The following is a 26,784-nucleotide window of genomic DNA, read 5'->3' on the forward strand; positions in this document are numbered from 1 at the left end:
AAGGCGAGCTCGAGGCGGGGTTATCCGGCTCCCCCGCGCGAAACGGCGCCCGGTGCTGACCGCCCTCGATCCCGACCTGTTGGCCCGCGTGCTCGCGCGCGCGTTGCGGCGGGGCGGCGACTTCGCCGACGTGTTCTTCGAGCACCGGCTGACCCAGACGTTTCGCCTGCAGGACGGCGCGATCCGCGAGGCGTCGACGACGCTGGTGCGCGGCGCGGGCGTGCGCGTCGTGACCGGCGAGCGCGCCGGCTACGCCTTCTCCGACGATCTCGACGAAGCGGCGCTGCTGCGGGCCGCCGAGGCCGCGTCGCTGATCGCCCGCGACGGGCGCGAGCACGCCGCGACGGTCGCGCTCGGGCCGGGGCACGGGGCGCCGGACCTCTACCGGCCGCATCCCGACGGACCGGCCGACTCGCAGCGCTACGTCGACCTGTTGGCGCGCGCCGACGTCGCCGCGCGCGGCTACGATCCGCGCGTCGTCGCGGTCAACGCGTTCATCTCCGACGAGGTGCAGTACGTCCAGGTCGCCGGCAGCGACGGTCGGCTGGTGCACGACCGCCGCCCGCTGGTCGCGCTCGGCGTGCAGGTCGTGGCGCGCGAAGGCTCGCAGCGCGAGAACGGGTACGTCGGCGACGGCGGCCGCACCAGCATCGCCGTCTACGACGAGGTCACGCCGGAATCGCTCGCGCAGGAGTCCGCGCGCACCGCGACCATGAAGCTCGGCGCCCGCTCCGCGCCGGCCGGCGAGATGCCGGTCGTGATCGGCCCGGGCGGCGGCGGCGTGCTGCTACACGAGGCCGTCGGGCACGGGCTCGAGGCGGATTTCAACCGGAAGGGGACCTCGCTCTACAGCGGCCGCGTCGGCGAGCGCGTCGCGAGCGACATGGTGACGATCTACGACGACGGCAACCTGCCCGGCGAGCGCGGCACGGTCGCGGTCGACGACGAGGGAACGCCGGGCCAGCACAAGGTGCTGGTCGAGAACGGCATCTTGCGCGGGTACATGCAAGACCGGCAGAACGCGCACCTGATGGGCGTCGCGTCGACCGGCAGCGGGCGCCGCGAGTCGTATCGCGTGCTGCCGATTCCGCGCATGTGCAACACCTACATGCCCAGCGGCGGCTCGACGGCCGAGGAGGTCGTCGGCTCGATCGAGCGCGGGCTCTACGCCGCCTCGTTCTCGGGCGGACAAGTCGAGATCAGCAAGGGCGACTTCGTCTTCATGGTCGGCGAAGGCTACCTGATCGAGAACGGCCGCATCACCGCGCCGGTGCGCGGCGCGACCTTGGTCGGCAATGGACCGGACGTGATGACGAAGGTGACGATGGTCGGCAACGACGGCCGGCTCGCGCACCGCTCCTACACCTGCGGCAAGGCCGGGCAGCGCGTCCCGGTCGGCGTCGGCATCCCGACCGTCAAGCTGTCGGCGTGCACGGTCGGCGGGACCGGCCGTGGCTGATCCGCGCGACGAAGCGCTGGCGCTCGCGCAGACGGCGATCGAGCTGGCGCGGCGCGCCGGCGCGAGCGAAGCCGAGGCGACCGTCTCGGTCGTCGACCGCTTCTCGTGCGAGGCGCGCCTGGCCGAGATCACCGTGCTCGAACGCTCGCGCGGCCGCACGCTGAGCGTGCGCACGTTCACCGGCAAGCGGCGGGCGACGCTCACGACCACCGATCTGACCCACGCGGGGATCGATCAGCTGGTGCGGCGCGCGGTCGCGGCGGCGGCCTACGCCGGCGAAGATCCGTGCGCGGGACTGCCCGAGGAGTTCGCGAGCGACGAGGTCTGCGATCACGACTTGTTCACCGTCGCCGACGACGTCGCGGAGCGACCGGACGAGGCCAAGCTCGAAGACGCGCTGGCGATGGAGCGGGCCGTGCGCGAGACCGACGTGCGCATCGAGAACTCCAACGGCTCGCGCGTGCGCGACTCCGTCTCCTCGTTCGCGCTCGCCAACACGCGCGGCTTTCGCGGCGTGACGCACGGCACGAGCGTCTCGCGGATGACCGCGCCCGTCGCGCGCGACGGCGAGGACAAGCGCATCGGCCACTACGGGACGGCCGCGCGCGGTTGGACGACCGCCGAGAGTACGCTCGCGGTCGCGCGCCACGCCGTGCACCGGGCCGTCGCGCTGATCGGCGCGCGCAAGCCGCCGACCGAACGGGTCGCGGTGATCTTCGAACGCGACGCGGCGGCAGCCGTGTTGGGCGACGTCTTCGCGGCGCTCAGCGCCGCCAACGTCGCGCTGGGAAACTCGTGGCTGGCGGGCCGCGTCGGCGAACGCGTCGGCAGCGAGCTGGTCACGCTGGTCGACGACGGCCGCCTCAAAGGCGGGCTGGGCAGCGCGCCGTTCGACGCCGAGGGGACGGCGACGCGCGAGACGGTCGCGGTGCGCGGCGGCGTCGTCGCGTCGTACCTCAGCGACACGTACTGGGGTCGCAAGATCGGCATCGCTTCGACCGGCAACGCCGAGAGCGGCGGCGTCGGCCCCAGCAACTTCTACTTGGTGCCGGGCTCGGGGACGCTCGACGACCTGGTGGCTTCGACCGAGCGCGGCGTGCTGGTGCTCGGCACGATCGGGTTCGCGACCGAGCACGCCAGCGGCGTGTACAGCCGCGGCGCCAGCGGGATCTGGATCGAGGACGGTGTCCCGACGCACCCGATCGACGAGTTCACCATCGCCTCGACCTTCCCCGAGATGCTGGCCGGCGTCGACGCGATCGCGGGCGACCTGCGCTTCGACGGCGCCGTCTGCGCGCCGTCGTTCCGCATCGCCGAGATGACGCTCAGCGGAACGTGACGCGCGCGCAGCTGCTCGCGCTGGCGGCGGCGCCGCTCGTCCCCGCGACGCGCATCGCGCGCGGCGGCTGCGCGCCGACGATCGCCGCACCGGTGCGCGCCCCCGAGGCGCCGCCCGAGCTGACCGCGATCTGGCTCTCGCAGCCCGACTACCGGTGGGGCGACCTGGCCCGCATCCACGTCGTCGCCTCGACCAACGTCGCGCTGGTCGAGCTGCGCGTCGGTCCCTACGGGCGCGCGCTGACGAAGCGCGCGCCCGGGCAGTTCACCGGTGTGTACCGCTTCCCGTTCTTGCCACCGTTCGTGCACCCGCGCTATACGCTGACGTTCCGCTTCGTGGCGCGCACGACGGCGGGGACGCCGACCGCCCGCGAGCTGTCCGTCCCGTTGCACTGACCGCGTCGGGAGCGCCGGGCGCGTACGGGCCCAAGCGCGCGGCCCGCAGCGCCGCCGCCTGCGCGCGCAGGAACGCCGGATCGTTCTCGTACTGCGCCAGCTCGTCGTCGTCGACCGCGGCCGGATCGGCGAGCGCAGCCGCGGCGGCGCGCTGCATTCCGGCCAGCTGCAGCGCCTCGAAGGCACCCGCGGCGTTCGCGACCACGAACAGCACGCCGGCCAGCGCGTACGCGGCGCGGTGCGGCGCGGCGCGCGTCGCCGGAACCTGCGCGGCGAGCCCGACCAGCGCGATCCAGCCCAGCGTCGCCGGCGTCGTGTAACGGAAGGCCAGCGCCGCTTCGACGGTGTTGCCGGCGCGTCCGGCGGTTTCGAGCACCGCTGCGACCAGCGCGAAGGCCAGCAGCGCCAACCACGGCGCGGGCGTGGTGCCGGCGCGCGCGGCGCGCACGCCGAGCGTGCCGCACGCGATCAGCAGCGCCAGCCCGAGCAGCTCGCACGTCCAGCGTCCACCGGCTAGGCCCAGCGGCGCGCCCAGATAGGCGAGCAGGAACTGCGGCCCGTCCACGAACGGCGCCGCCGCGCCGCCGATCCAGCCGTTCTCGAAGCGCGGCAGGTGGTAACCGTGCAGAAACACGACCGCCGCGATCGCGCCGAGCAGCAGCCACAGCGCGAGCCGCACCCGATCGCGCAGGAGCAGCACCGCCCCCGCGACCCACGTCGCGAACCCGAACAACAGCGAGAAGCTGGCGATCAGCGCGCACGCGACGGCCAGCGCGAAGCGCGCGCCCGACGGGCGTCCGTCGAGCGCCCACACGACGCCGAGCGCACACGCTTGGACGATGAACCACGAGAGCTGGAAGCCCCACAGCCAGTTCTCCGCCTGCACGAACGAGTACAGCAACAGGCTTGCGAGCAGGAACGCGCTCGCGGCGCGCGCGCTCGTCCCGAGCCGGCGCCGCACGATGGCCAGCAGCGATGCTTGCGCCAGCGCGACGAACGAGACCGAGAGCAGCGCCTCGACGCGCACGTTCCAGCCGTCCAGGCGCGCCAACCCGAGGGCGAGCAGGGTGGGGACGACGCTGCGGTGCGCGCCCTGCGGCGCCCAGACGTCGGCAAGGTGCAGCGTGCCGGCGTGCTGCGCCAGCACCAGCGGCGACCAGATCCACTCGTCGTACATCGGGATGTCGACCACGCAGGCCGCCACGATCGCCAGCACGGCGAGCGGGAGGAGCCAGGCCGACAGCGTCGGCGTGCGGGTGGTGGGACCGGCGATCACCCGGCCGGCTTCGCCGGGACCGTCTCCCGTACCGTCGCCACGCGGGCGATCGGTGCCGCGCTGATCGCGAAGACGTCGATCGGCTCGTTCTTGCCGCGCAGCTGCTGCGTGCCCAGCGCGTGGACCAGATACTGATCGGGGTCGCGCACGGCTTGCACGACGTCCTCGGTGGCGACGATCGGCACCGCCAACTGCTTGGATATCCCTTCGACCCGTTTGGCGGTGTTGACCGTGTCGGAGACGACCGTCGCGTCCAGGTGCAGCGCGTCGCCGACCGTGCCGAAGGTCACCGGGCCGGTATGCACGCCGATCCCGATCTCGATCGGCGGCCCGAGCCGTTCGGCATTGAGCTGCGCGACGGCATCTTGCAGCGCCAGCGCCGTGTCGAGCGCGTCCTCGACGCAGCGCGGGAAGAGCGCCATGTAGCCGTCGCCGAGATAGCGGTCGATGCTGCCGTGGTGGCGGCGCACGACGCGCGCGGAGCGGGCGAAGAAGTCGGCGATCAGAACGAACGCGGCCTCGGAGTCCAGCGACTCGGTCAGCGCCGTCGAGTCGCGGATGTCGGCGAACACGACCGTCATCGGATGGGTGGCGCGGTCGCCCAGGCTGACCTCGGCCAGCGACGCGCGTCCCAGCCGCTCGACGAGCGTGCGCGGCAAGAAGCGGCCGCGCGCGACGCCTTCGCGTTCGAGCGCGGCGACCAGCCGGATCGAGCGCTCGCGGCGGGCGCGCAGCAGGCTCTCGGCGAGGCGCGCCGCGCCCGAAAGGCCCAGCACCAGCGCGACGCCGGCGAAGACGCCGCTGATATCGGTCAGGGCGAGCACGGTTCCGCCGGCGGCCAGGGCGGCCGCCTCCCACCGTTCGCGGCCGGCGCCCAGCGCCCGGCCGCCGGCAACGGCGACCGTCGCGACGGTCGCGAACGACCCTGCCGCGAAGGTCATGACGCCGGTCATGATCTTAGGATGCCCAGAACCGGACGCGGCGTCGACCGGCGACGGGTCGCCCGGTTCGACGCCCGCCGGGACGGCCGTCCGGCGAGGACCGCCCGGGTGCGGCACCGTACGGGGACAGGTAATGGCTACCGCTCCTTCGATCGGGACCCAGCTGGTGATGCGGCTCGAGTCTCCCAATGAGCCCGGCTCGTTCGGCATGCTCGCCTCGGCGATCGGGGACGCGGGCGGCATGGTGGGCGCCGTCGACACGCGGACGGTCGGCAAGACGACCATCACCCGTGACGTGACGGTCAACGTCCCCAGCGACGCCGTCGCGACCGCCGTGCGCACGGCGATCGAAAAGCTCGACGGCGTGCGCATCCTGAACGTCTCCGACTCGACCTTCCTTGCGCACCTCGGCGGCAAGATTCGCACCGGGATCACGCGACCGGTGAAGACGCGCCAAGATCTCTCGACCGTCTACACGCCGGGCGTCGCGCGCGTCTCGAGCGCGATCGCGAACGATCCGGTCAAAGCGTATGCGCTGACGATCAAGCGCAACACCGTCTGCGTGCTGACCGACGGCACCGCGGTGCTCGGTCTGGGCGACATCGGCCCCTACGGCGCGGCGCCGGTGATGGAGGGCAAGTGCATGCTCTTCAAGCAGTTCGCCGACATCGACGCCTTCCCGATCTGCCTTGACACCAAGAGCGTCGACGAGATCGTCGAGACGGCCAAGCGCATCGCGCCGATCTTCGGCGGCATCAACCTCGAGGACATCAGCGCGCCGCGCTGCTTCGAGGTCGAGCGCCGGCTGATCGACGAGCTCGACATCCCGGTCATGCACGACGACCAGCACGGCACCGCGGTGGTGATCCTGGCCGCGCTGATGAACGCCGCCGCCGTCGTCGGCAAACGGATGGACGAGCTGGTCATCGTGCTGACCGGCAGCGGCGCCGCCGGGACGGCGACGATCAAGATGCTGCTCGCCGCGGGCGTGCGCGACGTCATCGCGGTCGACCGCGACGGCGCGCTCAACCGCACCGACCACTACGGCAACCCGCACTGGACGTGGCTCGCCGAGCACACCAATCGCGAGAACCGCCGCGGCGGGCTCAAAGACGTGCTGCGCGGCGCCGACGTCTTCATCGGCGTCAGCGCGCCCGGCATCTTGCAGCCCGAATGGATCGGCGAGATGGCGCGCGATCCCATCGTGTTCGCGATGGCGAACCCCACGCCCGAGGTCATGCCCGACGCGGCCGCCCCCTATGCCGCGGTCGTCGGCACGGGCCGCAGCGACTTCCCCAACCAGATCAACAACCTGCTCGCTTTCCCCGGCATCTTCCGCGGCGCGCTCGATTGCCGCGCACGGCGGATCACCGAGGGGATGAAGCTGGCCGCCGCCCGCGCGATCGCCGACATCGTCGGCGAGGAGCGCAGCGCGGAGTACATCATCCCCAGCGTCTTCGACACGCGGGTCGTCGACGCCGTGGGCAAGGCCGTCATGCAAGCGGCGATCGACGAGGGCGTCGCACGCCGCGAGCTGCTGCTGCCCGACGAGGCCGCGGCCGAAACCTCGGGGGTTCGCTGAATGTCCGATCGCGTCCTGATCATCGAAGACGACCCGGAGGTGGCCGCGTTCGAGCGCGCGATCCTCGAACGCAACGGTTATGAGGTGCGGGTCGTCAACACCGGGTCCGCCGGTCTCGAGACCGAGCCCAGCTTCAAGCCGGCGGTCGTGCTGCTCGACGTCGAGCTGCCCGACATCTCCGGCTTGGACGTGTGCACGACGCTCGCCAACTCCTCGGAAGCGTTCATCCTGATGGTGAGCGCGCACTCGAGCGAGAACGACGTGCTGCGCGGACTGGGCCTGGGCGCCGACGACTACATCCGCAAGCCGTTCTCGGGCAACGAGCTGGTGGCGCGCGTGCAGTCGTTCCTGCGCCGCCGCGAGCGCTCGCGCAAGATCGAGCAGGAAGGCCGGCTGGCCGTCGGCGGCGCGACGCTGGTGCGCGATTTCCACACGCTGGAGAACAACGGGAAGAGCGTGACCTTGACCGCGCTCGAGTTTCGCCTGCTCTGGTATCTGGCGGAGAACGTCGGCAAGCTGCTGACCCGCGCGCAGATCCTCGAGCGCGTCTGGAACGACGTCTCGGGCGTCCCCACCCGGGTCGTCGACGTCCACGTCGCCGCGCTGCGCAAGAAGCTGGCCGAGGTGACGGCGCAGTTGGCGATCAGCAGCGTCCGCGGGATCGGATACCGGCTCGACGAGCGGTGAAGGCGGGCATCGCGCTCGATCAGCGCGATCCCCGTCCGCTCTACGTGCAGCTGGCGGACGCGCTGACCGACGCGATCGAGCGCGGTGAGCTGGCGCCCGACGAACGGCTGCCGGCGATTCGCACGCTGGCGCGCCAGCTCGACGTCGCGGTGGTGACCGTCTCGCAGGCGTACGACGCGCTGGCCGCGCGCGGACGTCTGGTCGCGCGGGCCGGCCGCGGCACCTTCGTCGCGCCGCCGCGCCCGAGCGCCGACGCCGCCCCGCGCACGTGGGAACCCTCGCTGCTGGTGCGCGGCGAGCGGATGGAAGGCGTGATGGACCGGCTCGCGCAGGCGGCCGGCCCGGGCGTGATCTCGCTGGCCAGCGCGCATCCGGCGCCCGAGACGTTTCCGCTGGCGGAGTTCTCGCGGGCGATGCAGCGCACGTTCGCCGACGATCCACCCGAGCTGATGCAATACCGGGCCAACACCGGCGATCCCGACCTGTGCGCGGTGCTGGCCGACGGCTTGGCCGCGCGCGGCTGCGCGACGCAGCCCGACGAGATCATCGTCACCTCGGGCGCGCAGCAGGCCGCCGATCTGATCGCCTCGGTGCTGCTGCACGAACGCGCCGTCGTGGCCTGCGAGTCGCCGACGTATCCCGGCACGCTAGGCGTCTTCGACGCGCGCGGGGCGAGCTACGTCGAGGTGCGCTCCGATCAGGACGGCGTGCGCATCGACGACGTCGAGCGCGTCTTCGCCGAGTACCGCCCGCGCCTGTTCGCGATCTGTCCGATCGCGGAGAACCCGACCGGCGTCGTGCTGCCGGCGCGGCGCGGCAAGGCCATCGTCGAGCTGGCGCGCCGCTACGACGTGGTGATCCTCGAGGACCAGACCGGCTGGACGATCACCTACGACGGCGCGCCGCCGCCGCCGCTGGCGGCGTACGACGACGACGGCCGCGTGGTGATGATGGAGTCGCTCTCGAAAGCGATCTTTCCGGCGCTGCGCATCGGCTATCTGCGGGTGCGCGGCGCGCTCCGCTTGACGATCGAGGCGGCCAAGGTGCGCACCGACTCGTTCACCTCGACGCTCACGCAGCGCGCGCTGTGGCGTTTCTTGCGCACGCCGGCCTACGCGCGCCACCTGCGCTCGGCCCGCTCGCTCTACCGCCACCGGCGCGACCTGTTCGTCGACGCGCTGGCGCGCGCGCTGCCGTGGGCCGACGTCGCGCCGCCGCAAGCGGGGACCAACGTGTGGTTGCGCCTCCCGAGCCGGCTCTCGAGCCAGGCGGCGTTCGAGCGTTGCGTGCGCGAAGGTGTCCTGGTCATGCCTGCCGATCCTTTCTATCCGACGCGCAGCGGGCCACCGGCCCTGCGGCTCTCGTTCGGAGACCGCGACGACGACACGCTGCTGCGCGCGGTCGACCGACTCGCTCGCGCGCTGGCCGCTCCGTAAGCGGCAGCACCTTCCTTCAAGGGGATGATGAACCACCGACTCGCGATCGCGGCGGCGCTGCTGGCCCTGCTGCCCGTGCAGAACGCTTCCGCCGCCGGCGTGCGCAGCGTGCGCGCCATTCGCGCCGCCGTGCCCGTCAGCTACGCGGCCCCGGCCGGCGACCTGCCCGTCGAGCATCTGCACGGCGCGACCTACGACGCGGTGCTGCCCTCGGGGCGGCTCGTCACGCCGGCCGGCACGAGCGTCGTCACGGGGATGAACGCGCTCGGCCTCGCGCTGAGTCCCGACGGCCGCTACGCGATCGTCTCGAACGACGACGAGCTCGACGGCGCGATGCACTCGCTGGTCGACCCGAACGCGACCGGCGGGTACGTGCTGGCGGTCGTCGATCTCGCGACGATGCAGGTCGTCAGCCGCTATCGCGCGCCCGGTGAGACGTACTGGAACGGCATCGCCGCGCTGGCGGATCCGGCGCGTCCCGGCGGGACGCTCGTGCTCGCGTCGGGTGGGACCAGCGGCAGCGTGTACGTGTTTCGGCTCGACGCGAGCGGCGCGCTCACGCCCGATCCGCGCCACGTCATCGCGCTGCCGGGGTCGAGCGACCCGGCCTTCGCCGCGCGCGGGCACGCCCTGGCGTCGACGCTGGCCGTCTCGGCCGACGGCAAGCGCGCGTACGTCGTCGACGACGCCGGCGACAGCATCAGCGCGATCGACACCGCGACGCGCCGGCTGAGCGGGTCGAGCTGGCCGGTCGGATTCTTCCCGTTCGGCGTCGCCCCGGCCGGCGACCAGCTGCTGGTCACCAACGAAGGACTGCTGCGTTACGGCGTGCTCGGCGCGCCGGTCAGCGCGCCGCCGTTCGCCCCGCCGGCGGCCGATCTCGATCGCGCTTCGTCCCTCTCGCTCTTGGCGCTCGGTGCGAACGGTGATCTGGGCGCGCCGGCGTCGCTGCCGATGGATCCCACGCCGGACGGGATCCGCACCGTCGGCGGCGCGCACCCGACCGCCGTCGTCGTCACGCCCGACGACACGCACGCGTACGTCGCGATGAGCGGCGTCGACCGTATCGCGACGGTGGAGCTGGGTGCGAGCCCGCGCGTCGTCGGCGGCACCGAGCTGCGGCTGTTCGATCGCGGCCCGTACGGCACCGAACCGGCCGCGCTCGCGCTCTCGCGCGACGGTTCGCGCTTGTACGTCGCGCTGGCCGGACTCAACGCGGTCGCGGTGATCGACGCGCGCGACCCGGCGCACCTGCACCGCATGGGCTTGATCCCGACCGGCTGGTATCCGTCCGCGCTGGCGCTCGGCGCCGACGATCGCACCCTGTACGTGCTCAACACCAAAGGCTTCGGCAGCGACGCCGGCGCCGGCGCCGATCCCAACGCCGACGGCACCGCGGTGTGGTCGACGCTGGAGAAGATCGACCTGGGCGCGGTGCGCTTGACCAGCGCGACGCAGAACGCGCTGGGCAACACGCGCCGCGTCGTCGCCGCGCGCGCGATGGTGCCGCCCGGCCTGCGAGACGTCGTCGTCATCGAACAAGCGGGCAAAGGCTTCGACGCGATGCTCGGCGATCTGGGCGCACCGGCCGGCGATCCGTCACTGGTGCAGTACGGCGAAGCGGTGACGCCCAACTTGCACGCGCTGGCCCGGCGCTACGCGCTCGCGACGAACTTCTTCGCCGACGACGCGATCGGGGCGGGCAATCAGCAATTCCTCACCGCGGGCACCGCCTCGCTGTTCGCCGAACGGCTGCTGCGCGCTCGCGCCGGGCGGGACGGCCTCGGCACCGCCGCGCAAGATCCCGAAGATTGGCCGCGCCTCGGATCGATCTTCGATTCGCTCGCGCGTCACCGCATGTCGTATCGCGACTACGGCGACCTGCTCACCGTCGCCGGCTACGACGACGGCCGCGCCGCCGATCCGCGCGCCGACGATCCGTACTATGCCGGACCGGCCGACACCAGCGCGCCGACGCAAGGGCTGGGCGGACTCTACGCGCAGAACGTCCCCGCGCCGGCCGCGCTGGCCGATCACGTCGACCTGCAATACCCCGGTTGGAACCCGCGCATCCGCGACGAGCGGCGCGCCCAAGAGTTCATCCGCGACTACTCGACGCTCGTCGCCTCCGGCCGCGAGCCGCGCTACGTCCACCTTTGGCTGCCGGCCGACGCGGCGGTGACCGTTCCCGGCGCGCCGCCACCGGCCGAGCAAGTCGCCGACGGCGACCGCGCGCTGGGCGAGATCGTCGCCTACTTGAGCCACCTGCGCTCGTGGCGCCACACCGCGATCATCATCGTCGGCGGCGACGCGCCGGGCTCGCACGACCACGTCGACGCGACGCGCAGCTACGCCGTCGTCGTCTCGCCGTTCGCCAAGCGCCACGCGTTGGACGCGCGGCATCTCTCGACCGCCAGCGTGCTCAAGACGGCGGAAGAGGCGCTGCACGTGGGCACGCTCTCGCTGGGCGACCTGCTCGCCACCGACCTCACCGAATGCCTCACCGCGCACGGCGGCGACGAGGCGCCCTACGTCGCCCTGCCCGTCCCGGAGCAAGCCGCGGCGAGCCGATGATCGACGCGATCGCCGCCTTCGTCCGCGCGCTCGGCCTGCCGATGCGCTTCGGCGCGAGCGCCGCGGAAGCGGTCATGGCGGGCGTCGCGCTGGAGTCGGGTACGCTGGTCGTCGACCGCGAGCGCGTGCAGCCCGGCGACGTCCTGCACGAAGCCGCTCACCTCGCGCTCCTACCGGCCGCGGAGCGGCCTGCCGCGCACGGCCGGCTCGACAGTGCGCCCGCCGAGGAGATGGCCGCGCTGGCGTGGTCGTACGCTGCGGCCGTCCGGCTGGGGATCGACGCGAACGTGGTCTTTCACGAGCACGGCTACCGCGGTGCCGGCACGTCGATCGCGGAAGCGTTCGCGCGCGGAGGCGGCCCCGGCGTTCCGCTCCTGGTCTGGCTCGCGATGTGCGAGCCGAGCGCTTTTCCGGTCATGCGAGCCTGGCTCAATCCGGGCGATCGGCGCATCGGATAGCCAGGACCGGCCGGAAGGGGTACCATCGGAAGCATGCGGTCCGTCTCACACACCAACACGCTCACGACCGACATCGCGCTGCTCGTGCTGCGCCTGGGTCAGGCCATCGTGCTGTGGCCGCACGGCGCGCAGAAAGCGCTCGGGTGGTTCGGCGGCCCCGGCATCGCCGGTGTCGTCGCCGGCCTGCATCAGCACGTCGGCGTCCCCACGCCGCTGGCGTATCTCGTCATCGCGACCGAGTTTCTCGGACCGATCTTGCTCGTGCTCGGCATTCTCACGCGACTCGCGGCGCTCGCGATCTTCGTCGACATGGCGATGGCCGCGATCCTCGTGCACTCGGCGAACGGGTTCTTCATGAACTTCAGCGGACATCAGGCGGGGGAGGGCGTCGAGTACTTCCTCTACGCGTGCACGATCGCGTTGGCGCTCGTCATCGGTGGGGCTGGGCGGTTCGCGTTGTTCTCCAAGACCTGACGTTCGCACATCGTTGGGGGTGCGGCGAGGGGCGCATGGTGCGCTGGCGGGGACGCTCCCTGCGCGCGTCGTGCGCGCAGGGAGCTCCGGCGCTCCGCCGCTCTCGGCCCTCCGGGCTCACGCCGCTCCGCGAGGCCCCGCCAGCGCGCCATGCGCCCCTCGCCGCACGGCGCGATCGTGGTGGGGGCTGATTACGTGTCCGCGAGCGCTGCGGGTGCTGTGTGGCGCGCGGGGACGATGGCGGCGGTGACGGCGAGGACGACGATGTTTGCTGCCAGGGCGACCAGGCCGGTGTTGATGCCGTCGATTTGGCTGACGCCTTTCACCGTGCAGACGATCAGGACGATCAGGCCGGCGATGATGCCGGCGCCGACGGCGGCGGCGGAGGGGCGTCTTCCGGTCACGCCGAGGACGACGCCGGGGAAGAGTTGGGTGATGCCGTTGTAGCCGATCAGGAGCAATCCGACCAGCGTCGTGCGGGCGAGGGCCCAGAAGCCGAAGGCCAGCAGCGCGACGATCAGAACCAGGATGCGGGTGGCCATCGTTTGCGCGGCTTCGTCGCGCGCGATGCCGTAGTCGGCCAGGACGTTCTTGCCGACGATGCTGGCGGCGGCGAGGAGCTGCCCGGCGGCGGGGACCAGGCCGGCGAGCACGCCGGCGGCGGCGACGATGCCCAGCGTCCACGCGGGATAATGTTGTTGGACGACCAGCATGAACGACTGGTCGGCGGCGGGTCCGACCAGGCCCGGGACGATCTCGAGCGCGGCGAAGCCGGCGAAGAACACCAGCAGCAGCATCAATTGGTAGAAGGGCAAGAAGATCGCGTTGCGGCGGAGCGTGTCTTCGTTGCGGGCGCTGTAGACGGCGGCCATCGATTGCGGCCACATGAAGAAGCCGCAGGCGGTCAGCACCGTGGTCGAGACGACCCAGGTGATGCCGCTGGGTGACGACGGGCCGGCGATCGTCAGCCAGTTCGGGTGATCGCGCAGGACCGCGTCGAGCGCGCCGGCCGGCGAGCCGAAGAAGTGCGTCGGGAGCGCGATGCCGGCGAAGATGACGCCGATCAGGACCAGGCCGTCCTTCGCGACGCTGGCCCAGGCCGCGCCGCGCAGGCCGACGACGAACGTGAAGACGGCGATCAGGAAGAATGCGATACCGACGGCCAGTAGGGGATCGACTTGGCCGAAGCCGGCGATGCGCACCAAGATCTGGATGCCGGTCAGCTGCAGCGTCACGTAGGGGACCAGCATCACGAAGCCGAGCAGCGCGACCAGTGCGCCGAGCGTTTTCGAGCCGTAACGGTTGACGAAGAAGTCGGGACCGGTGAGCAGATTGTGCCGGCGCGCGATGCGGTGGACTTTGGGGGTGAGGAAGAAGGCGATGATGTAGGCCAGCGTCCCGTAGCACAGGATGTAGTAGGCGGGTGCGCCTTTGCCGTACGCCCAGCCGGCGGCTCCGAGGAACGTGAACGTCGTGTAGATCTCGCCGGCCAGAAGCAGCCAGAGCAGCAGCGCGCCGACGCGGCGGCCGGCGACGATGTACTCTTGCGGGTCCATCGTGATGCCGCGCACGCCGCGGATGCCGAGCAACAGCGTGCCGATCACGACGAGGGCGACGATGCCCAGCGCGACGGTGGCGCTCATGCGGGCGTGCTCCGGTACGCCACCCACAGGAAGGCCGGCGTGAGCAGAATCCACGCGACGATCCAGGCCAGCACGAACGGCAGGCCCAGGATGCGCGGTTCGAGGTGGTTGGCCAGCGCGACCCCGACGGTCAACGCGAGGAATGGGATCGCCGCGCAGGCGGCGGCGACGGTACGGCGCTGCTGCATCGCTCGGTCTGTGCCCCAGCGGTGCCCGACTCCTTTGCTCGGCGTATGAGGGCTGGGTGGGCGTGTCGGCGAAACGCGGCACGTCGTGACCGTGAAGTCCTACGCCGCTCCGTTCGTCTCGTCCGACGCGGGGACGCTGATCGCCGCCGCCCTGGTGCGCCCCACCGCCGCCGTCGACCAGCTGCCGCCGCGCCCCGGCGAGCCCTCGCCGATCGCCGACCGGGCGATCGAGCAGCACGCGATCCTGGTCGGAACCCTGCGCGACCGCGGCGTCGACGTGCGCGTCCTCGAGCCGCGCACCGGCGCCCCGACCGAGTCGTTGCTGGGAGACGGAGCCGTCTTGCTGCCGGACGGCGCCGTCCTGACCCGGCCACCGCAAATCGACCGGCGGGCCGAGGCGGCCAATCTCGAGACGCTGCTGGGCGAGCTCGGGATCCCCGTCATCGGCCGCGTCGAGGCGCCGGGTCTGCTCGACGGCAGCGACGTCGCGCTGGCGGCGGGCCGCGCGTTCATCGGTGTCTCGGCCGGGACCGGACTGCAGCCGCGCTCGAACGCGCTGGGGCGGCGCCAGTTCGAGGCGATCGCGAAACAGCAGGGCTTCGAGACGGTCGAGTTGCCGGTCGCCGCCGACGTCTGCCGGTTGCGCGACGTCTTCTCGGTCATCGCGAGCGATACGGTCGTCGCCGCGCCGAACAAGGTCGACTTGGTGCCGGCGCAGGGACTGAAGGTCGTCGAGCTGCCGCGCGGCGAGGAGATGGCGGCCGGCGTCGTCGTGCTCGGCGAGCGGCGCGTGCTGGCGAACTTGCGCTTCCGCGAGTCGATCGCGCTGCTGCGCAAAGCCAAGGTCACCGTCGAGGCGATCGACTTGTGGGAGTTCGGCAAAGCCGGCTTCGCGCCGCCGTCGCTCGTGCTCGCGCTCAAACGCGGATAAGGCGCCCGCCGTGCGTGTCGCGATCCTCTCCGACATCCACGGCAACGCGCACGCGCTGCGGCGCTGCCTGGCCGATCTCGCCGAGCGCGGCGGCGCCGACGTCGTCGTCGCGGCGGGCGACCTGTGCGTCGACGGCCCCAAACCGCGGCGCGTGCTCGAGCTGCTGGAGAAGGCCGGCGCGCAAGCGCTGCGCGGCAACACCGATCGCATGGTGGGCGCGGAAGACGCCGACACGCTCGATCCCGAGGACGCGCGCGCGGTGAGCTGGACGCGCGAGCAGATCGGCGAGGATTGGACGCGCTGGCTGGGCGCGCTGCCGGCGACGATCGCGCTCGGCGACGGGGAGGACGGCCTGCTCGTCTGTCATGCCAATCCGAAGAACGACGACGAGCACGTGTGGCCCGACGCGCCGGATGCGCAGCTCGAGCGGCTCTTCGACGACGTCCCGCAGCGCGCCATCGCGTTCGGGCACCTGCACCTTTCCTATGTGCGCGTGTGGCGCGGCCGCATGCTGGTCAACGTCGCCTCCGCGGGTCTGCCCAAGGACGGCGATCCGCTCGCACACTACGCGCTGCTCACCCAGCGGCCGGGCGGCTGGGAGATCCAGTCGCGGCGCGTCCGCTTCGACGCCGAAAAGGTCGCTCGCCAGCTCGAAGCGAGCGGCATCCCCGACCTCGACAAGCGGCTCACGACGCTGCGGCGTCACCGGTATCCGAAGCTCGGCGAGGTGGGTTGTGTGATCCCGTGACGCCACGGCCACCCGCCCTCCGAATCGACCAGCTCGTCAAACGCTATGGGGATTTCACCGCCGTCGACGGCATCTCGCTCGAGGTGCAAGAGGGCGAGTTCTTCGGCTTGCTCGGCCCCAACGGCGCGGGCAAGACCACCACGATCAACGCGATCGTCGGCCTGGCCGGCATCACCAGCGGCGCGATCGCCCTGTTCGGCCACGACGTCGTGCGCGATTGGCGCGCCGCGCGCCGCCAAGTCGGTTTGGCGCCGCAAGAGTACAACTTCGACCGCTACCTCAACATCCGCGACGTGCTGATCTTCCAAGCCGGATACTACGGCTTGCGCGGCCCGGCGGTCGCCAAGCGGGCCGACGTGCTGCTCGAGCGCTTCGGCCTGTCCTCCAAGGCCAAGCAGGTCTACACGCGCCTCTCGGGCGGGATGAAGCGGCGGCTGAGCTTGGCGCGGGCCCTCATCCACGAGCCGCGGCTGGTCATCCTGGACGAGCCGACGGCCGGCGTCGACGTCGAGCTGCGGCTCGAGCTGTGGTCGCTCTTGCGCGAGCTGAACACCAACGGCACCACCATCATCTTGACCACGCACTACCTCGAAGAGGCCGAAGAGCTCTGCGACCGGATCGGGATCATCCAGACCGGCAAGCTGATCGCGCTCGAGCGGACGAAGAAGCTCATCGGTGAGGGCTCGCTGCAGGACGTCTTCTTGGAGCTGACCCGTCAATGATCGGCAATCGCGTCGGCTTCGAGACCCTCGTCAAGCGCGAGATGGTCCGCACCTTCTCGATCATCAATCAGGTCATTTGGCCGCCGGTGATCCAGACGCTGCTGTACGTCTTCATCTTCGGTCTGGCGCTGGGCAGCCAAATCAAGTCGGTCGGCGGCGTCAGCTACGCGCAGTTCCTGATCCCCGGTCTGATCATGCTGCAGGTCATCGACCAGACCTACAGCGAGAGCTCCAGCTCGATGTTCCAGGGCCGCTTCATGAACTCGATCCAAGAGATGCTGATCGCACCGATGTCGGCGTTCGAGATGGTGCTGGGCTTCACCGTCGCCGGCGTGCTGCGCGCGATCTTCATCGCGCTGCTGATCACGCTGCTCGGGGTGGTCTTCGTCCACACCGCGCCGACCAACTGGGGACTCTACGTTTTGACGATCGTGCTGGTGGCGGTGCTGTTCTCCGCGCTGGGCATCATCTTCGGCCTGTTGGCGGAGAAGTTCGACCACATCGCGGTGATGACGACGTTCTTCATCACGCCGCTGGTGTTCGTCGGCGGCGTGTTCACCTCGATCAACTTCTTGCCGCCGATCGTGCGCAAGATCTCGCTGGTCAACCCGATGTTCCACATGATCGACGCGTTCCGCTACAGCTATGCCGGCACGGGCGACGAGCCGCTGGGCACGGCGCTGGTCGTGGTGACCGCGCTTGCGGCGCTCGCCTTCGCGGTCGCGCTGTGGATGACGGCGCGCGGCATCAAGCTGCGCACCTAGCACGCCGGGTTCGCCGGGCAAAGGAGGTGGGCATCACCGGTTCCAATCAGTAAGGCGTTTGCCTCTTTGGTGTGGTGAGGAAGGGTGATGTCCGACTTCGAGCTTCGGCCCCTGGCGCGGCGGCGCTTTCTGGCGACGGCCGGCGCCGCCGCGGCGGCCACGGCGGTGACGGGTTCCCCGGCGCGTGCCGCGGCGAGATACACGCGCTACAACGTCACCAGCCCGCAGGGCCAGGAGATGCTCCGCATCTACGCGCTGGCGGTGGAGCGGATGCTGGCGCTGCCGCCGACGCATCCGCACAACTGGTTCCGCAACGCGTTCGTCCACTTCATGGACTGCCCGCACGGCAACTGGTGGTTCTACGTGTGGCACCGCGGCTACATCGGCTACTTCGAGCAGACGATACGCGCGGTCAGCGGAAACTCGTCCTTCACCCTGCCGTATTGGGATTGGACGCGGCTGCCGCGCATCCCCGACGCGATGTTTACCGGCGTGCTCGATCCGACCAGCGCCGCGTACGCGCGGTTCACCAAGAATCTGGCGGTGTTCACCGACTATATCAAGCCGACGCTGCAGAGCTACTGGAGCACGCTCACGCCGGCGCAGTTGGCGCAGCAGAAGTCCCGCTCGTTCAACACGTTCACCGACCTCTGGAACAACATGCTGGCATGGGACCCGACCGGAAAGATCGCCAGCGCGGGCGACATCGCGTTCGCGCCGACCTGCTCCGCTCGCTATCTCACCCGCGACAACCCCGCCTTCAACGAGTCGACCGCGAAGACGTGCACGCCGGAAGTCGTGCTGTCGGGCCTCTATCCGATCGAGTTCAACGACGAGAAAGACGTCGCCAAAGGCTTCACCAGCGCGCGCACCGCCTCCCACAACACGCCGCCGACCGGTCGCGCGTCGTTCTCGATCCTCGAAGGCCAGCCGCACAACACGATCCACAACTACATCGGCGGCGCCGGCCCGCTCGACTACGGCCCGTACGGCAACATGACCAACAACCTCTCGCCGGTCGACCCGATCTTCTTCCTGCACCACTCGAACATGGACCGGCTGTGGGACGTGTGGACGCGCAAGCAACAGCGCATCGGTCAGCCGTTCCTGCCGCCGGACCCGGCCGCGCGGGCGCAGTTCCTGGCCGAACCGTTCTTGTTCTTCGTCGACGGCAACGGTCGATTCGTGACCGACGGGAAGGCGGCCGACTACGTGAGCACCGCGCGCTTCGACTACGACTATCAGCCGGGGTTCCCGGAAGCCGGCGGTTTGCTCAACGCGCAGGCCGAAACGCAGCCGCTCTTCCGCGCGCCGAGTTCGCCGGCACGCACCATTACCGGGACCGTGAACGGCAACAACAGCGGCACGCTCTCGCTGCCCGCCCCCGCGCTGCGCGCCGCGGTCGGCACCGCCGCCGCCTCGGAGCTGACCCTCGAGGTGACGATCGTTCGGCCGGGCAGCGAACGCATCTTCGACGTCGTGATCGACGGCGCGCATGTGGCCACCATCTCGTTCTTCGGTCCGCCGATGCACGGGATGGCGATGCCGATGGAGACGACCTTCGCGGTCCCGCTCGTCCGCCAGGCCCCCGGATTGCTGGCCGCGACCGGCGGCGGCGGCCCGCTCACCGTGTCGGTCGTCCCCACCCAAGGGCGCGGTGTCGCGCCGCGGCTTACCGCGCTCGCCGCGGTCGCACGCTAGCCGAGGACGCAACCCGGCGGGCGACGTCGAACGTCCAGACGTAGGATGACACGTCTGGTCCGGTTCGCGTTCCCCGCCGTCTTGGCGTTGGCCGCCCTCGCTCCGGGGTCGGCGGCGCCGCTCCCGGGTCCGGTCGTGGGCCAGCCCGCGCCCAATTTCTCCCTCACGACCATCGACGGCAAGCACGTTCGGCTGAGCGACTATCGCGGCCGCACGCTGGTCATCAACGTCTGGGGCTCGTGGTGCCCGCCGTGCCGGCTCGAGACGCCCGACTTGGTCGCCGAGGCGAAGGCGCAGGCGCGCCACGGCGTCGCGTTCTTGGGCGTCGACACGACCGAGTCGCCGTCGGTGGTGCGCGCGTTCTCGATCGCCAAGGCGATTCCGTATCCGCAGGTCGCGACGAGCGGGACCAGCGCCTTCGCGCGCGACTACGCGATTCGCAACTACCCGACCACGTTCGTCATCGACCCGAGCGGCGTGCTGCGCGCGCGCCACGCCGACAACCTCTTGCCGCGCCCGCAGCTGCACGCGTACATCGTCGCGGCGCAGCACGGCGCGACCGCGCCGCTGAAGACCGCCTTCCAGACGCAGCTCGACGCGATGCTGGCACCGGCGCGGTACACGTTCACCGGTGATCCGGCGACGGTGTTGGCGAACGTGCAGCAGGCAGTCTCGGCGATCGGCAAGGTCGACGACCTGCTCGACGACGCGATGGACGACCCCTCGCGCGACCACGACTTGATCGCGACCCAGCAAGAGGAAGAGACGCTGCGCGCCGCCGCCATCGCCGCGTTGACGCCAATCGCGACCGGCGATCCGCAGCTGGCGCTGCTGGCACGGTTGCACGGCGACGAAGACGCCGCGCTCGGCAAATGGAGCGACGCGAAGAGCGCCTACGAAGACGCGCTCACGAAGGTGCCGAACGATCTCGACGCGCTGAGCGGCCTCGCCGACGCCGAAGGCCAGTTGGGTGACGCGGCGCGGGTGGTCGCCCTCGATCAGCAGATCGCGCAGCTCCACCCCACCCGCGCGACCTACGTCGCCCTGGCGCGCGCGCAGATCAAAACCGGCGACGTCGCCGGCGGCGAGGCGTCGTTCGCGCACGCGATCGAGCTCGCGGCCGCCGAGCCGCCGCCCAACGCCGCGCAGATCGCGTGGACGGCGCTGTACGCCGGACAAGCCGAGGCGGACCTCGGTCGCGCCGCCAGCGCGCGCGCCTTTTTCGCCCGCGCGCTGGTCGAGGCCGAGCGCGTCGCGCCAACCGATCCGCGCCGCGAGTGGTACATCGAGCGCGCGCAGGAGGGGACGGTCGCGCTCGGCGTCGTCCCGGGTGCCGCGCCGGCGCTCTCGCTGGCGCCCTGGACGGGACCCGATCTGCCCGGCTCGTTGGCGAGCACGATCAAGTACCGCCTGGTCGTGACCGGCAAGCCGGGCACCGCCGTCGATCTCGCGACCCAGGGCTTGCCGAAGCGGTGGATCGGTTCGTTCTGCACCGACCGCGTCTGCTCGCCGTTCCGCGTCTCGGTGGTCGTGCCGCCGGTCGGTGCGAAGATCATCGAGTTCCAGGTCGTGCCGCAGAGCGCGGTGCACGCGCCGCCGACGGTGTCGATCCAAGCCAGCGTAGGGAATCGTCCCGTCGCGCGCGTCGGCACAACGGTGCGGACCTGACGTGCCGGCCGCCGCGCTGGTCGCCGCCGCGCTCGCGCTGAGCGGCCCGCAGGTCGGCGCGCCGGCGCCCGATTTCCATCTCACCGCGCTCGACGGCCGCGCGCTCTCGCTGGCCGACTTCCGCGGCAAGACGCTGGTGATCAACGTCTGGGCGACCTGGTGCCCACCGTGCCGCGAAGAGACCCCCGACGTGCTGGCCGTCGCCAAACGCGAGCTCGCGCGCGGCGGCGTCGCCTTTCTCGGCGTCGACACGACCGAGACTGCACCGGTCGTGCGGGCCTTCGTCGCGTCCAAGGGTGTGCCGTATCCGCAGGCGATCGGGGACGACGGGTTCGTGCGCGCGTTCGACGTGCACGCCTATCCGACCACGTTCGTCGTCGGGCCGGACGGCGTGCTCCGCGCGCGCTACGTCGGGAACATCTCGCAGCCGGCGCTGATCGGCTTCGTCGACGACGCGCGCGCCGGGCGCGACGGCGTCTTGCACAGCGCCGCGCAGCAGCAGGTCGACGCGCTGCTCGCGTCGGCGCAGTTCCCGCTCACCGGCGACGTCGCGAGCGTGCGCGCCGGCGCGAAGAAGATCCTCGACGCGATCGACGCGGCCGGCAACGTCGACGGGGACGTCGACTACCTGCGGCTCCAGGTCCAAGCGACCGCGTTGCTCGACGCGGCGGGGAACGCGCTGCGGCCGCTGGTCGCGAACGACGGCGACCGCGCGCTGTTGGCGCTGCTGCGCGGTCGCGCCGCGGCGAACCGTGAGGACTGGACGACCGCGATCGCGGCATACCGCACGGGCTTGCTCTTCGCGCCGGACGACGCGACGCTGCTGGGCGGGCTGGGCGACGCATACGCCGCGACGCAACAGTACGCCGAGGCGGCCGACGCGTATACCGAAGCGGCCGGCGATACGCCCGACGTCGAGACCGAGGTCGGCGTCGCGATCGCAGACGGCCGGGCCGATCGCGACGCCGACGCGGGGGTGGCGTTCGCGCGCGCGATCGCGCTGGCGCGCTCCGAGGCGAACGAGAAGCCGACCGACACGCACGCGATCCGCATGGTGGCGTGGAGCTACCTCAAGCAGGGGCAGACGTTCGCCGAGGGCGATCCGGCGCGGGCACGGACCGCGTTCGCGCACGCCGCCGCGTGGGCCGCCAAGTTGCCGCCGACCGATTCGCGTTACGCGATGTACTCCGAAGAAGCGCAAGAAGGCGCGATCGCGCTCGACGCTCATCCGGGCGGCGCGACGGCGATCTCGCTCTCGCCGTGGACCGGGCCCGATCTGCCCGGCTCGATCGCGAGCACCGCGAAGTATCGGCTGATCGTCGCCGGCACGCCGGGGAAGACGGTCGCGCTGAGCACGGCCGGTTTGCCGCCGCACTGGGTGGCGTCGTTCTGTACCGGCGGCTCGTGCGCGCCGTTCCGCACCGAGGTGACGCTGCCGGCGTCGGGCGTGGCCGTGCTCGAGTTCCAGGTCGTGCCGGAGTCGCAGGTCAGCGCGCCGCCGACGGTGGTCGTCACCGGCGACGGCGCCAGCGCGAGCGTCGCCGTCACGCCGTAGACGCACGCGCCGCGGCGAAGTCGCGAAACGCGCGTACCGCCGCCGACTGATAGCGTCCGATCGCCCACAGCACGCCGATGGTGCGGCGCGCCGGCGGCTCGGTGATGCGTAACCGCGCGAGCGCCGGACCGGTGCGCGCGACGGCCGGCACGATCGCGACGCCGAGGCCGGCGGCGACGAAGCCGGCGACCGTTCCGGTCTCGTCGCCTTCGAACGCGACGCGCGGCGCGAACCCGGCGCGCCGGCACAGCTCCTCGTCGAGCGCGCGCATCGCCGTGTTCGGCCCGTAGGTGACGAACGGCTCGTCGGCGACCGCGCGCAACGGAACGCTGCGGCGTTTGGCGAGCGGGTGTGTTCGCGGTACGATCAGCACCAGCTCTTCCTGGCCCAACGGCGCCCAGCCGTAGCGCGCCGGGTCCGGCGGTCCCGAGCTCAGGCAGAGATCGAGCTCGCCCGCCGCCAGCCGTTGCAGCAGCACGGTCGCGCCCGCCTCGGACAGCTCGAAACCGACCTCGGCATGCCGGGCGCGGAAGTCCCGCACCAGCGCCGGGACCAGCTCGGTCCCGAGCGTGTGCAGGAAGCCCAGCGCGATCGTGCCGTGCGCCACCCCGCCGCCCAGGTCGCTGAGCCGCCGGCGGCCGTCCTCGAGCTCTCGCAACGCCTGCTCGGCGTGCGGCAAGAACGCCTCGCCGAAGCGGGTCAGCCGAATCCCACGCCCGTGCCGCTCGAACAGCGGGACGCCCAACTCGCGCGAGAGCCGGTCCAGCGCGCGACTGAGCGCCGGCTGCGTCAGGCCGAGCTCGTGGGCCGCTCGGGTGACGTTCTGCCGCCGGGCGACGGCGCGGAAGTAGCGCAGCTGCTGCTCGTCCACAATTCATGCCGATTTCGATATATATTGGTCGCGATCCGGCATTGGACTGCATCGATATCGCTGCGGTAGGCTCGGGGGCGTGACCCACTCCCTGGGCTGGACCATCGGCGCCCTCTACCTGGCGACGGTGGCGACGTTCGCCGACCTCTACGTCACCCAGCCGCTGCTGCCGTTGCTCGCCCGCGACTACGGCGTCGACGCCGCCACCGCCGGCCTGACCCTCTCGGCGGTCGTGCTGACGACCGCCCTGTGCTCGAGCGCGTACGGTCCGCTCAGCGACGTCCTGGGCCGGCGCCCGCTGATGGTGTGGGGCACGGTGCTGCTCGCGCTGGCGACGGCGGCCTGCGCGGCCGCGCCCTCGCTCCCGATCTTGATCGCGCTGCGCGCGCTGCAAGGGGTGTTGATTCCGAGCGTGTCGGCGCTGGCCGTCGCCTTCGTCTTCGAGGAGCTGCGCGGGCGCGATCCGAGCGCGATCGTGGGCGGCTACGTCGCCGCGTCCGTCGTCGGCGGTTTGACCGGACGCATCGTCTCCGGGCTGCTGACCGATGCCACGAACTGGCGGGTCACGTTCGTCTTCTTCGGGCTGCTCACGCTGGTCGGCGCGGTCGGCCTGGCACTGGCGCTGCCGGCCGGCGCGTCACCGGTGGAACCCGACGCGCGCCGCGAGCTGCGTTCGCTCTCGCGGGATCTCGCCCGCGCGTATCGCGAGATGGGCGCTCATCTGCACGACGTGCGTCTGGTCGGCGGGTTCGTGATCGGCGCCGCGCTGTTCTTCGGTTTCATCGGATTCTTCACGTATCTGCCGTTCTTGCTGACGGCGCCGCCGTTCGGTCTCTCGACCGGTGCGATCGCGTGGGTGTACACCCCGTATCTGGCCGGCGTCGTCGTCTCACCGATCGCCGGCCGCCTGGCGGGACGGTTCTCGCGGCGCGCGCTGATCGCGCTCGGCCTCGCGATCACGATCGTCGCGCTGTTGGCCTCGCTCGCCCACAGTCTGGTGGTGGTGGTCGTGGCCGCGGTCGTGCTGTGCGCGGGGATGTTCTTGGCGCAGCCGATCGTCCCGACGTTCGTGACGCTGACCGCGACGCGTGCGCGCGGCAGCGCCAACGCGCTCTATCAGTCGTTCTACTACGGTGGCGCCGTGTTCGGCTCGACGCTCCCGGGACTGGCCTGGGAGCGCTGGGCGTGGCCCGGCGTGGTCGGCGTGTGCGTGGCCGGGATGGTCGTGGCGCTGCTGGCCGACGTGCTGCTGTGCGGTCGCGAACGCCCCGTCGTCGCTGGGCGATTCCTGAGCATCGCCGCGCGCACGCGCGGGTAGGATGCGAGGGTCATGGCGCTTCTCTATCTCGTTCGCGTCTTCGGCGCCGCCCTGGGCGGCTCGCGGCGCAGCTCGCGCGCGCCGCTCCTGGCGCGCGGCCATCGTAGCCTGTAGTCCGCCTACTTGGCGGCGACCAGGTTCGCCGCGTTGACCCAGCCGGCCGTGGCGCCGAACATCGCGCGGCCGTCGAGGATGCGCACCGAGAAGTAGCGCGGTCCGTGCACGCACGGCAGCTGCGCGGGGCCGTGCACGACCTGCACGTGCAGGCCGTCGCGCACGAAGTCGATCGCCGGCGCCAGGTGGTGGACTTGGGCCGGGCTCAGGCTGGCGGGGTGCGGCTGCGCGCGCAGCTTGCTGACGACGCGGCAATAGCCGTCGAGCGTCGCGTAGATGGCACCCATCGACGTCGCGCCCGTGCCGGCGGCGTCGCCGATCCGATATGTCTGGCCGACGGTTTGAGCTGCCGCCGGCACGGCGACGAGCGGCAGCGCGAGCGCCAGGGCCGCGGCGAGGGAGCGGCGGGCGGAAAGCATCCTACGGGATGCGCGACCGAGGCGATGCGTGCCTCCCTGGGCGGCCGTCAGCGAATCGACTGCGCGTGGTGGAAGGCGTTGGTCGGGTCCCACATGCGCTTGACGCGCGCGAGTCGCGCGTAGCCTTGCTTGTAGTACAGCGCCGGCCAATCGGCGAGATCGGTGTCGCAGTAGTTGATGAAGCAGCCGTCCGTCACCGGACCGTCGGCGATCGGCACGCCGCCCGTGCGCGCGTAGACGCTGGTGTAGAAGTCGCGAATCCAAGCGAGGTTGGCGTCGTCGTCGGCCGGGTCGGTCCAGTAGACCTGGTATTGCAGCTTGAGGATCGACGAGCGCTGCGCGACGGCCGTCGCGTCGGGCGCGATCGCGTTGACCGCGCCGCCGTAGGAGTCGACTTGCAGCAGCGCTTGCGTGCTGACGGCGCCCGGCTGCCGCGCGTTGAGCGCGCTCCAGATCGCCGCGATCTGGTCGTCGGGAAACGGCTTGGTCATGTAGGCCGACTTGTACTTGCCGCGCTGATTGGGACCGGAGCCGTTGAGCGTTTGGGTCGCCTCGATCCACGGCATGCGGCGGTAGTCGCCGTCGTGCACGAACGATGACAGATACGGGATGTCGCGCGTTTGCGGTCCGCGCGCACCGACGCCGTCGCTCACGCGTGCCAGGAAGTCGTCAAGTATCGCGACGTCGTCGCCGACGTACTGCGTGGTCAGCACGAGCTGCGACCCGGGCGAGTTGCGCATCAGCACCAGCAGCGCGAAGAGATCGTTGGCGGGGTCGCCCGGCGCGCTGTGGCCGGCGAAATACGTACCGTAGTTCTGCAGCAGCCGCGCGAACTGCGCTTGGGCGAGGTCCGACCAGTTCCAGGCCAGCCGGCTGAGGTACGCCGACACGGGCGCCGCCGGCAGATCGGGCGTGAACCAGTAGCGCGTCACGATACCGAAGTTGCCCCCGCCGCCGCCGGTGTGCGCCCAGAACAGGTCTTCCAGGCGCGGGTCGGCGTCGCTCCGGCGCGCCAGCACCAAGTGCGCGCGGCGGTTCGCGTCGACGCAGACGACTTCGACGGCGATCAGGTGATCGACGGTGAGTCCGTGCTTGCGTGAGAGCAGCCCGTAGCCGCCGCCGCAGACGTGGCCGCCGGCACCGACCGAGTAACACGAGCCGCCGGGAATCGTCACGCCGAACTGCTTGTAGAGGGTCAGATAGACGTTCCACAGCGTGCACCCGCCTTCGACGCAATATGCGCCGCCCATCACCGGGTCACGATACACGTCGTGCAGCGGGCTCAAGTCGACGATGACACCGTCGGGGTTGTCGGAGACGAAGCCTTCGTAGCAGTGGCCGCCCCCGCGGGCGGTGACGCGCTTGCCGGCGTCGAGCGCGGTCTGCACGGCGTCGCGCACGTCGGCCGGCGTCGCGCACAACCCGATGTACGCCGGCGTCCCGCTCCACCGTTGGTTGAATCCGGTCCGCAACGCCGCGTAGCGCGGGTCGCTCGGCCAGACGACGTCCCCGTCACTCATC

General features: G+C 71.4%; 23 protein-coding genes. 16 read left to right on the forward strand and 7 right to left on the reverse strand.

Annotation, left to right across the window (positions count from 1 at the left end; all coding sequences use genetic code 11):
• Positions 1-52: 52 nt before the first annotated feature.
• Both VMD91_13965 and VMD91_13970 read left to right on the forward strand, forming a co-directional pair.
• Complete coding sequence (locus VMD91_13965; GenBank protein HTW85170.1) at positions 53-1,459, forward strand: metallopeptidase TldD-related protein; 1,407 nt, start codon at positions 53-55, stop codon at positions 1,457-1,459.
• Positions 1,452-2,798: a TldD/PmbA family protein gene (locus tag VMD91_13970; GenBank protein HTW85171.1), complete on the forward strand. Its 1,347-nt coding sequence runs from the start codon at positions 1,452-1,454 to the stop codon at positions 2,796-2,798. Before VMD91_13965 ends, VMD91_13970 begins: the two co-directional genes overlap by 8 nt.
• Before the next feature lie 264 nt (positions 2,799-3,062).
• On the opposite strand, the gene VMD91_13975 is transcribed toward VMD91_13970, so the two are convergent.
• Both VMD91_13975 and VMD91_13980 read right to left on the reverse strand, forming a co-directional pair.
• Positions 3,063-4,469, reverse strand: coding sequence for a hypothetical protein (locus VMD91_13975; GenBank protein ID HTW85172.1), 1,407 nt, complete (start codon positions 4,467-4,469; stop codon positions 3,063-3,065).
• The gene (locus VMD91_13980) at positions 4,466-5,422 is read right to left on the reverse strand and encodes an adenylate/guanylate cyclase domain-containing protein (protein HTW85173.1); all 957 of its coding nucleotides are present in this window, start codon (positions 5,420-5,422) and stop codon (positions 4,466-4,468) included. The genes VMD91_13975 and VMD91_13980 overlap by 4 nt, the downstream gene beginning before the upstream one ends.
• A gap of 121 nt (positions 5,423-5,543) precedes the next feature.
• Between VMD91_13980 and VMD91_13985 the strand changes: the two genes are divergently transcribed.
• From VMD91_13985 to VMD91_14010, 6 genes are read left to right on the forward strand one after another with little or no spacing between them, the layout of a single operon-like run.
• On the forward strand, positions 5,544-6,992 hold the full coding sequence (locus VMD91_13985) for an NAD-dependent malic enzyme (GenBank protein HTW85174.1): 1,449 nt from the start codon (positions 5,544-5,546) through the stop codon (positions 6,990-6,992).
• Positions 6,993-7,679, forward strand: coding sequence for a response regulator transcription factor (locus VMD91_13990; GenBank protein HTW85175.1), 687 nt, complete (start codon positions 6,993-6,995; stop codon positions 7,677-7,679).
• A complete protein-coding gene (locus VMD91_13995; GenBank protein ID HTW85176.1) occupies positions 7,676-9,115 on the forward strand; it encodes a PLP-dependent aminotransferase family protein in 1,440 nt (479 codons plus the stop codon). Before VMD91_13990 ends, VMD91_13995 begins: the two co-directional genes overlap by 4 nt.
• A gap of 27 nt (positions 9,116-9,142) precedes the next feature.
• The gene (locus VMD91_14000; GenBank protein HTW85177.1) at positions 9,143-11,689 is read left to right on the forward strand and encodes an alkaline phosphatase family protein; all 2,547 of its coding nucleotides are present in this window, start codon (positions 9,143-9,145) and stop codon (positions 11,687-11,689) included.
• The gene (locus VMD91_14005) at positions 11,686-12,147 is read left to right on the forward strand and encodes a hypothetical protein (GenBank protein ID HTW85178.1); all 462 of its coding nucleotides are present in this window, start codon (positions 11,686-11,688) and stop codon (positions 12,145-12,147) included. Before VMD91_14000 ends, VMD91_14005 begins: the two co-directional genes overlap by 4 nt.
• A gap of 33 nt (positions 12,148-12,180) precedes the next feature.
• A complete protein-coding gene (locus VMD91_14010; GenBank protein ID HTW85179.1) occupies positions 12,181-12,621 on the forward strand; it encodes a DoxX family protein in 441 nt (146 codons plus the stop codon).
• A gap of 191 nt (positions 12,622-12,812) precedes the next feature.
• Here the strand turns inward: VMD91_14010 and VMD91_14015 are convergent, their stop codons facing one another.
• Together VMD91_14015 and VMD91_14020 are read right to left on the reverse strand one after the other, a co-directional pair.
• A complete protein-coding gene (locus VMD91_14015; GenBank protein HTW85180.1) occupies positions 12,813-14,264 on the reverse strand; it encodes a sodium:solute symporter family protein in 1,452 nt (483 codons plus the stop codon).
• On the reverse strand, positions 14,261-14,452 hold the full coding sequence (locus VMD91_14020; protein ID HTW85181.1) for a DUF3311 domain-containing protein: 192 nt from the start codon (positions 14,450-14,452) through the stop codon (positions 14,261-14,263). Before VMD91_14020 ends, VMD91_14015 begins: the two co-directional genes overlap by 4 nt.
• An 85-nt stretch (positions 14,453-14,537) precedes the next feature.
• Between VMD91_14020 and VMD91_14025 the strand changes: the two genes are divergently transcribed.
• The 7 genes from VMD91_14025 to VMD91_14055 all read left to right on the forward strand — a co-directional run bounded on the left by VMD91_14025 (position 14,538) and on the right by VMD91_14055 (position 22,541).
• Positions 14,538-15,383 (forward strand): hypothetical protein, encoded by an 846-nt coding sequence (locus tag VMD91_14025; GenBank protein ID HTW85182.1) that lies wholly within the window; start codon positions 14,538-14,540, stop codon positions 15,381-15,383.
• A gap of 10 nt (positions 15,384-15,393) precedes the next feature.
• Positions 15,394-16,131, forward strand: coding sequence for a metallophosphoesterase family protein (locus tag VMD91_14030; protein HTW85183.1), 738 nt, complete (start codon positions 15,394-15,396; stop codon positions 16,129-16,131).
• Positions 16,128-16,853: an ABC transporter ATP-binding protein gene (locus tag VMD91_14035; GenBank protein ID HTW85184.1), complete on the forward strand. Its 726-nt coding sequence runs from the start codon at positions 16,128-16,130 to the stop codon at positions 16,851-16,853. The genes VMD91_14030 and VMD91_14035 overlap by 4 nt, the downstream gene beginning before the upstream one ends.
• Positions 16,850-17,617 (forward strand): ABC transporter permease, encoded by a 768-nt coding sequence (locus VMD91_14040; protein HTW85185.1) that lies wholly within the window; start codon positions 16,850-16,852, stop codon positions 17,615-17,617. The genes VMD91_14035 and VMD91_14040 overlap by 4 nt, the downstream gene beginning before the upstream one ends.
• An 87-nt stretch (positions 17,618-17,704) precedes the next feature.
• Positions 17,705-19,318 carry a tyrosinase family protein gene (locus VMD91_14045; GenBank protein HTW85186.1) on the forward strand — a complete coding sequence of 538 codons (1,614 nt, stop codon included), beginning with the start codon at positions 17,705-17,707 and terminating at the stop codon, positions 19,316-19,318.
• Positions 19,319-19,363: 45 nt separating this feature from the next.
• Positions 19,364-20,986, forward strand: a complete 1,623-nt coding sequence (locus VMD91_14050) for a redoxin domain-containing protein (protein HTW85187.1) — start codon at positions 19,364-19,366, stop codon at positions 20,984-20,986.
• 1 nt (position 20,987) lies between these two features.
• Positions 20,988-22,541 carry a redoxin family protein gene (locus tag VMD91_14055; GenBank protein HTW85188.1) on the forward strand — a complete coding sequence of 518 codons (1,554 nt, stop codon included), beginning with the start codon at positions 20,988-20,990 and terminating at the stop codon, positions 22,539-22,541.
• Here VMD91_14055 and VMD91_14060 read toward each other — a convergent pair.
• On the reverse strand, positions 22,531-23,412 hold the full coding sequence (locus VMD91_14060; protein HTW85189.1) for a LysR family transcriptional regulator: 882 nt from the start codon (positions 23,410-23,412) through the stop codon (positions 22,531-22,533). The genes VMD91_14055 and VMD91_14060 overlap by 11 nt on opposite strands.
• A gap of 79 nt (positions 23,413-23,491) precedes the next feature.
• On the opposite strand from VMD91_14060, the gene VMD91_14065 reads away from it, so the two are divergent.
• Positions 23,492-24,730 carry an MFS transporter gene (locus VMD91_14065; protein HTW85190.1) on the forward strand — a complete coding sequence of 413 codons (1,239 nt, stop codon included), beginning with the start codon at positions 23,492-23,494 and terminating at the stop codon, positions 24,728-24,730.
• Between the two features lie 119 nt (positions 24,731-24,849).
• Here VMD91_14065 and VMD91_14070 read toward each other — a convergent pair whose 3' ends face one another.
• Both VMD91_14070 and VMD91_14075 read right to left on the reverse strand, forming a co-directional pair.
• On the reverse strand, positions 24,850-25,263 hold the full coding sequence (locus tag VMD91_14070) for a hypothetical protein (protein HTW85191.1): 414 nt from the start codon (positions 25,261-25,263) through the stop codon (positions 24,850-24,852).
• Between the two features lie 47 nt (positions 25,264-25,310).
• Positions 25,311-26,783, reverse strand: coding sequence for an FAD-binding oxidoreductase (locus VMD91_14075; GenBank protein ID HTW85192.1), 1,473 nt, complete (start codon positions 26,781-26,783; stop codon positions 25,311-25,313).
• Between the last annotated feature and the right edge of the window lies 1 nt (position 26,784).

The organism is Candidatus Sulfotelmatobacter sp., from assembly GCA_035504415.1.
GTDB lineage: Bacteria > Vulcanimicrobiota > Vulcanimicrobiia > Vulcanimicrobiales > Vulcanimicrobiaceae > Vulcanimicrobium.

Bases quoted from the DNA above. Each gene is read 5' to 3' on its own strand.
- VMD91_14005 (HTW85178.1), top strand. From the start codon at position 11,686: ATGATCGACGCGATCGCCGCCTTCGTCCGCGCGCTCGGCCTGCCGATG.
- VMD91_13980 (HTW85173.1), bottom strand. From the start codon at position 5,422: ATGACCGGCGTCATGACCTTCGCGGCAGGGTCGTTCGCGACCGTCGCG.
- VMD91_14045 (HTW85186.1), top strand. From the start codon at position 17,705: ATGTCCGACTTCGAGCTTCGGCCCCTGGCGCGGCGGCGCTTTCTGGCG.
- VMD91_13985 (HTW85174.1), top strand. From the start codon at position 5,544: ATGGCTACCGCTCCTTCGATCGGGACCCAGCTGGTGATGCGGCTCGAG.
- VMD91_14050 (HTW85187.1), top strand. From the start codon at position 19,364: ATGACACGTCTGGTCCGGTTCGCGTTCCCCGCCGTCTTGGCGTTGGCC.
- VMD91_14020 (HTW85181.1), bottom strand. From the start codon at position 14,452: ATGCAGCAGCGCCGTACCGTCGCCGCCGCCTGCGCGGCGATCCCATTC.
- VMD91_14000 (HTW85177.1), top strand. From the start codon at position 9,143: ATGAACCACCGACTCGCGATCGCGGCGGCGCTGCTGGCCCTGCTGCCC.
- VMD91_14010 (HTW85179.1), top strand. From the start codon at position 12,181: ATGCGGTCCGTCTCACACACCAACACGCTCACGACCGACATCGCGCTG.
- VMD91_14070 (HTW85191.1), bottom strand. From the start codon at position 25,263: ATGCTTTCCGCCCGCCGCTCCCTCGCCGCGGCCCTGGCGCTCGCGCTG.
- VMD91_14075 (HTW85192.1), bottom strand. From the start codon at position 26,783: ATGAGTGACGGGGACGTCGTCTGGCCGAGCGACCCGCGCTACGCGGCG.
- VMD91_13990 (HTW85175.1), top strand. From the start codon at position 6,993: ATGTCCGATCGCGTCCTGATCATCGAAGACGACCCGGAGGTGGCCGCG.
- VMD91_14015 (HTW85180.1), bottom strand. From the start codon at position 14,264: ATGAGCGCCACCGTCGCGCTGGGCATCGTCGCCCTCGTCGTGATCGGC.
- VMD91_14040 (HTW85185.1), top strand. From the start codon at position 16,850: ATGATCGGCAATCGCGTCGGCTTCGAGACCCTCGTCAAGCGCGAGATG.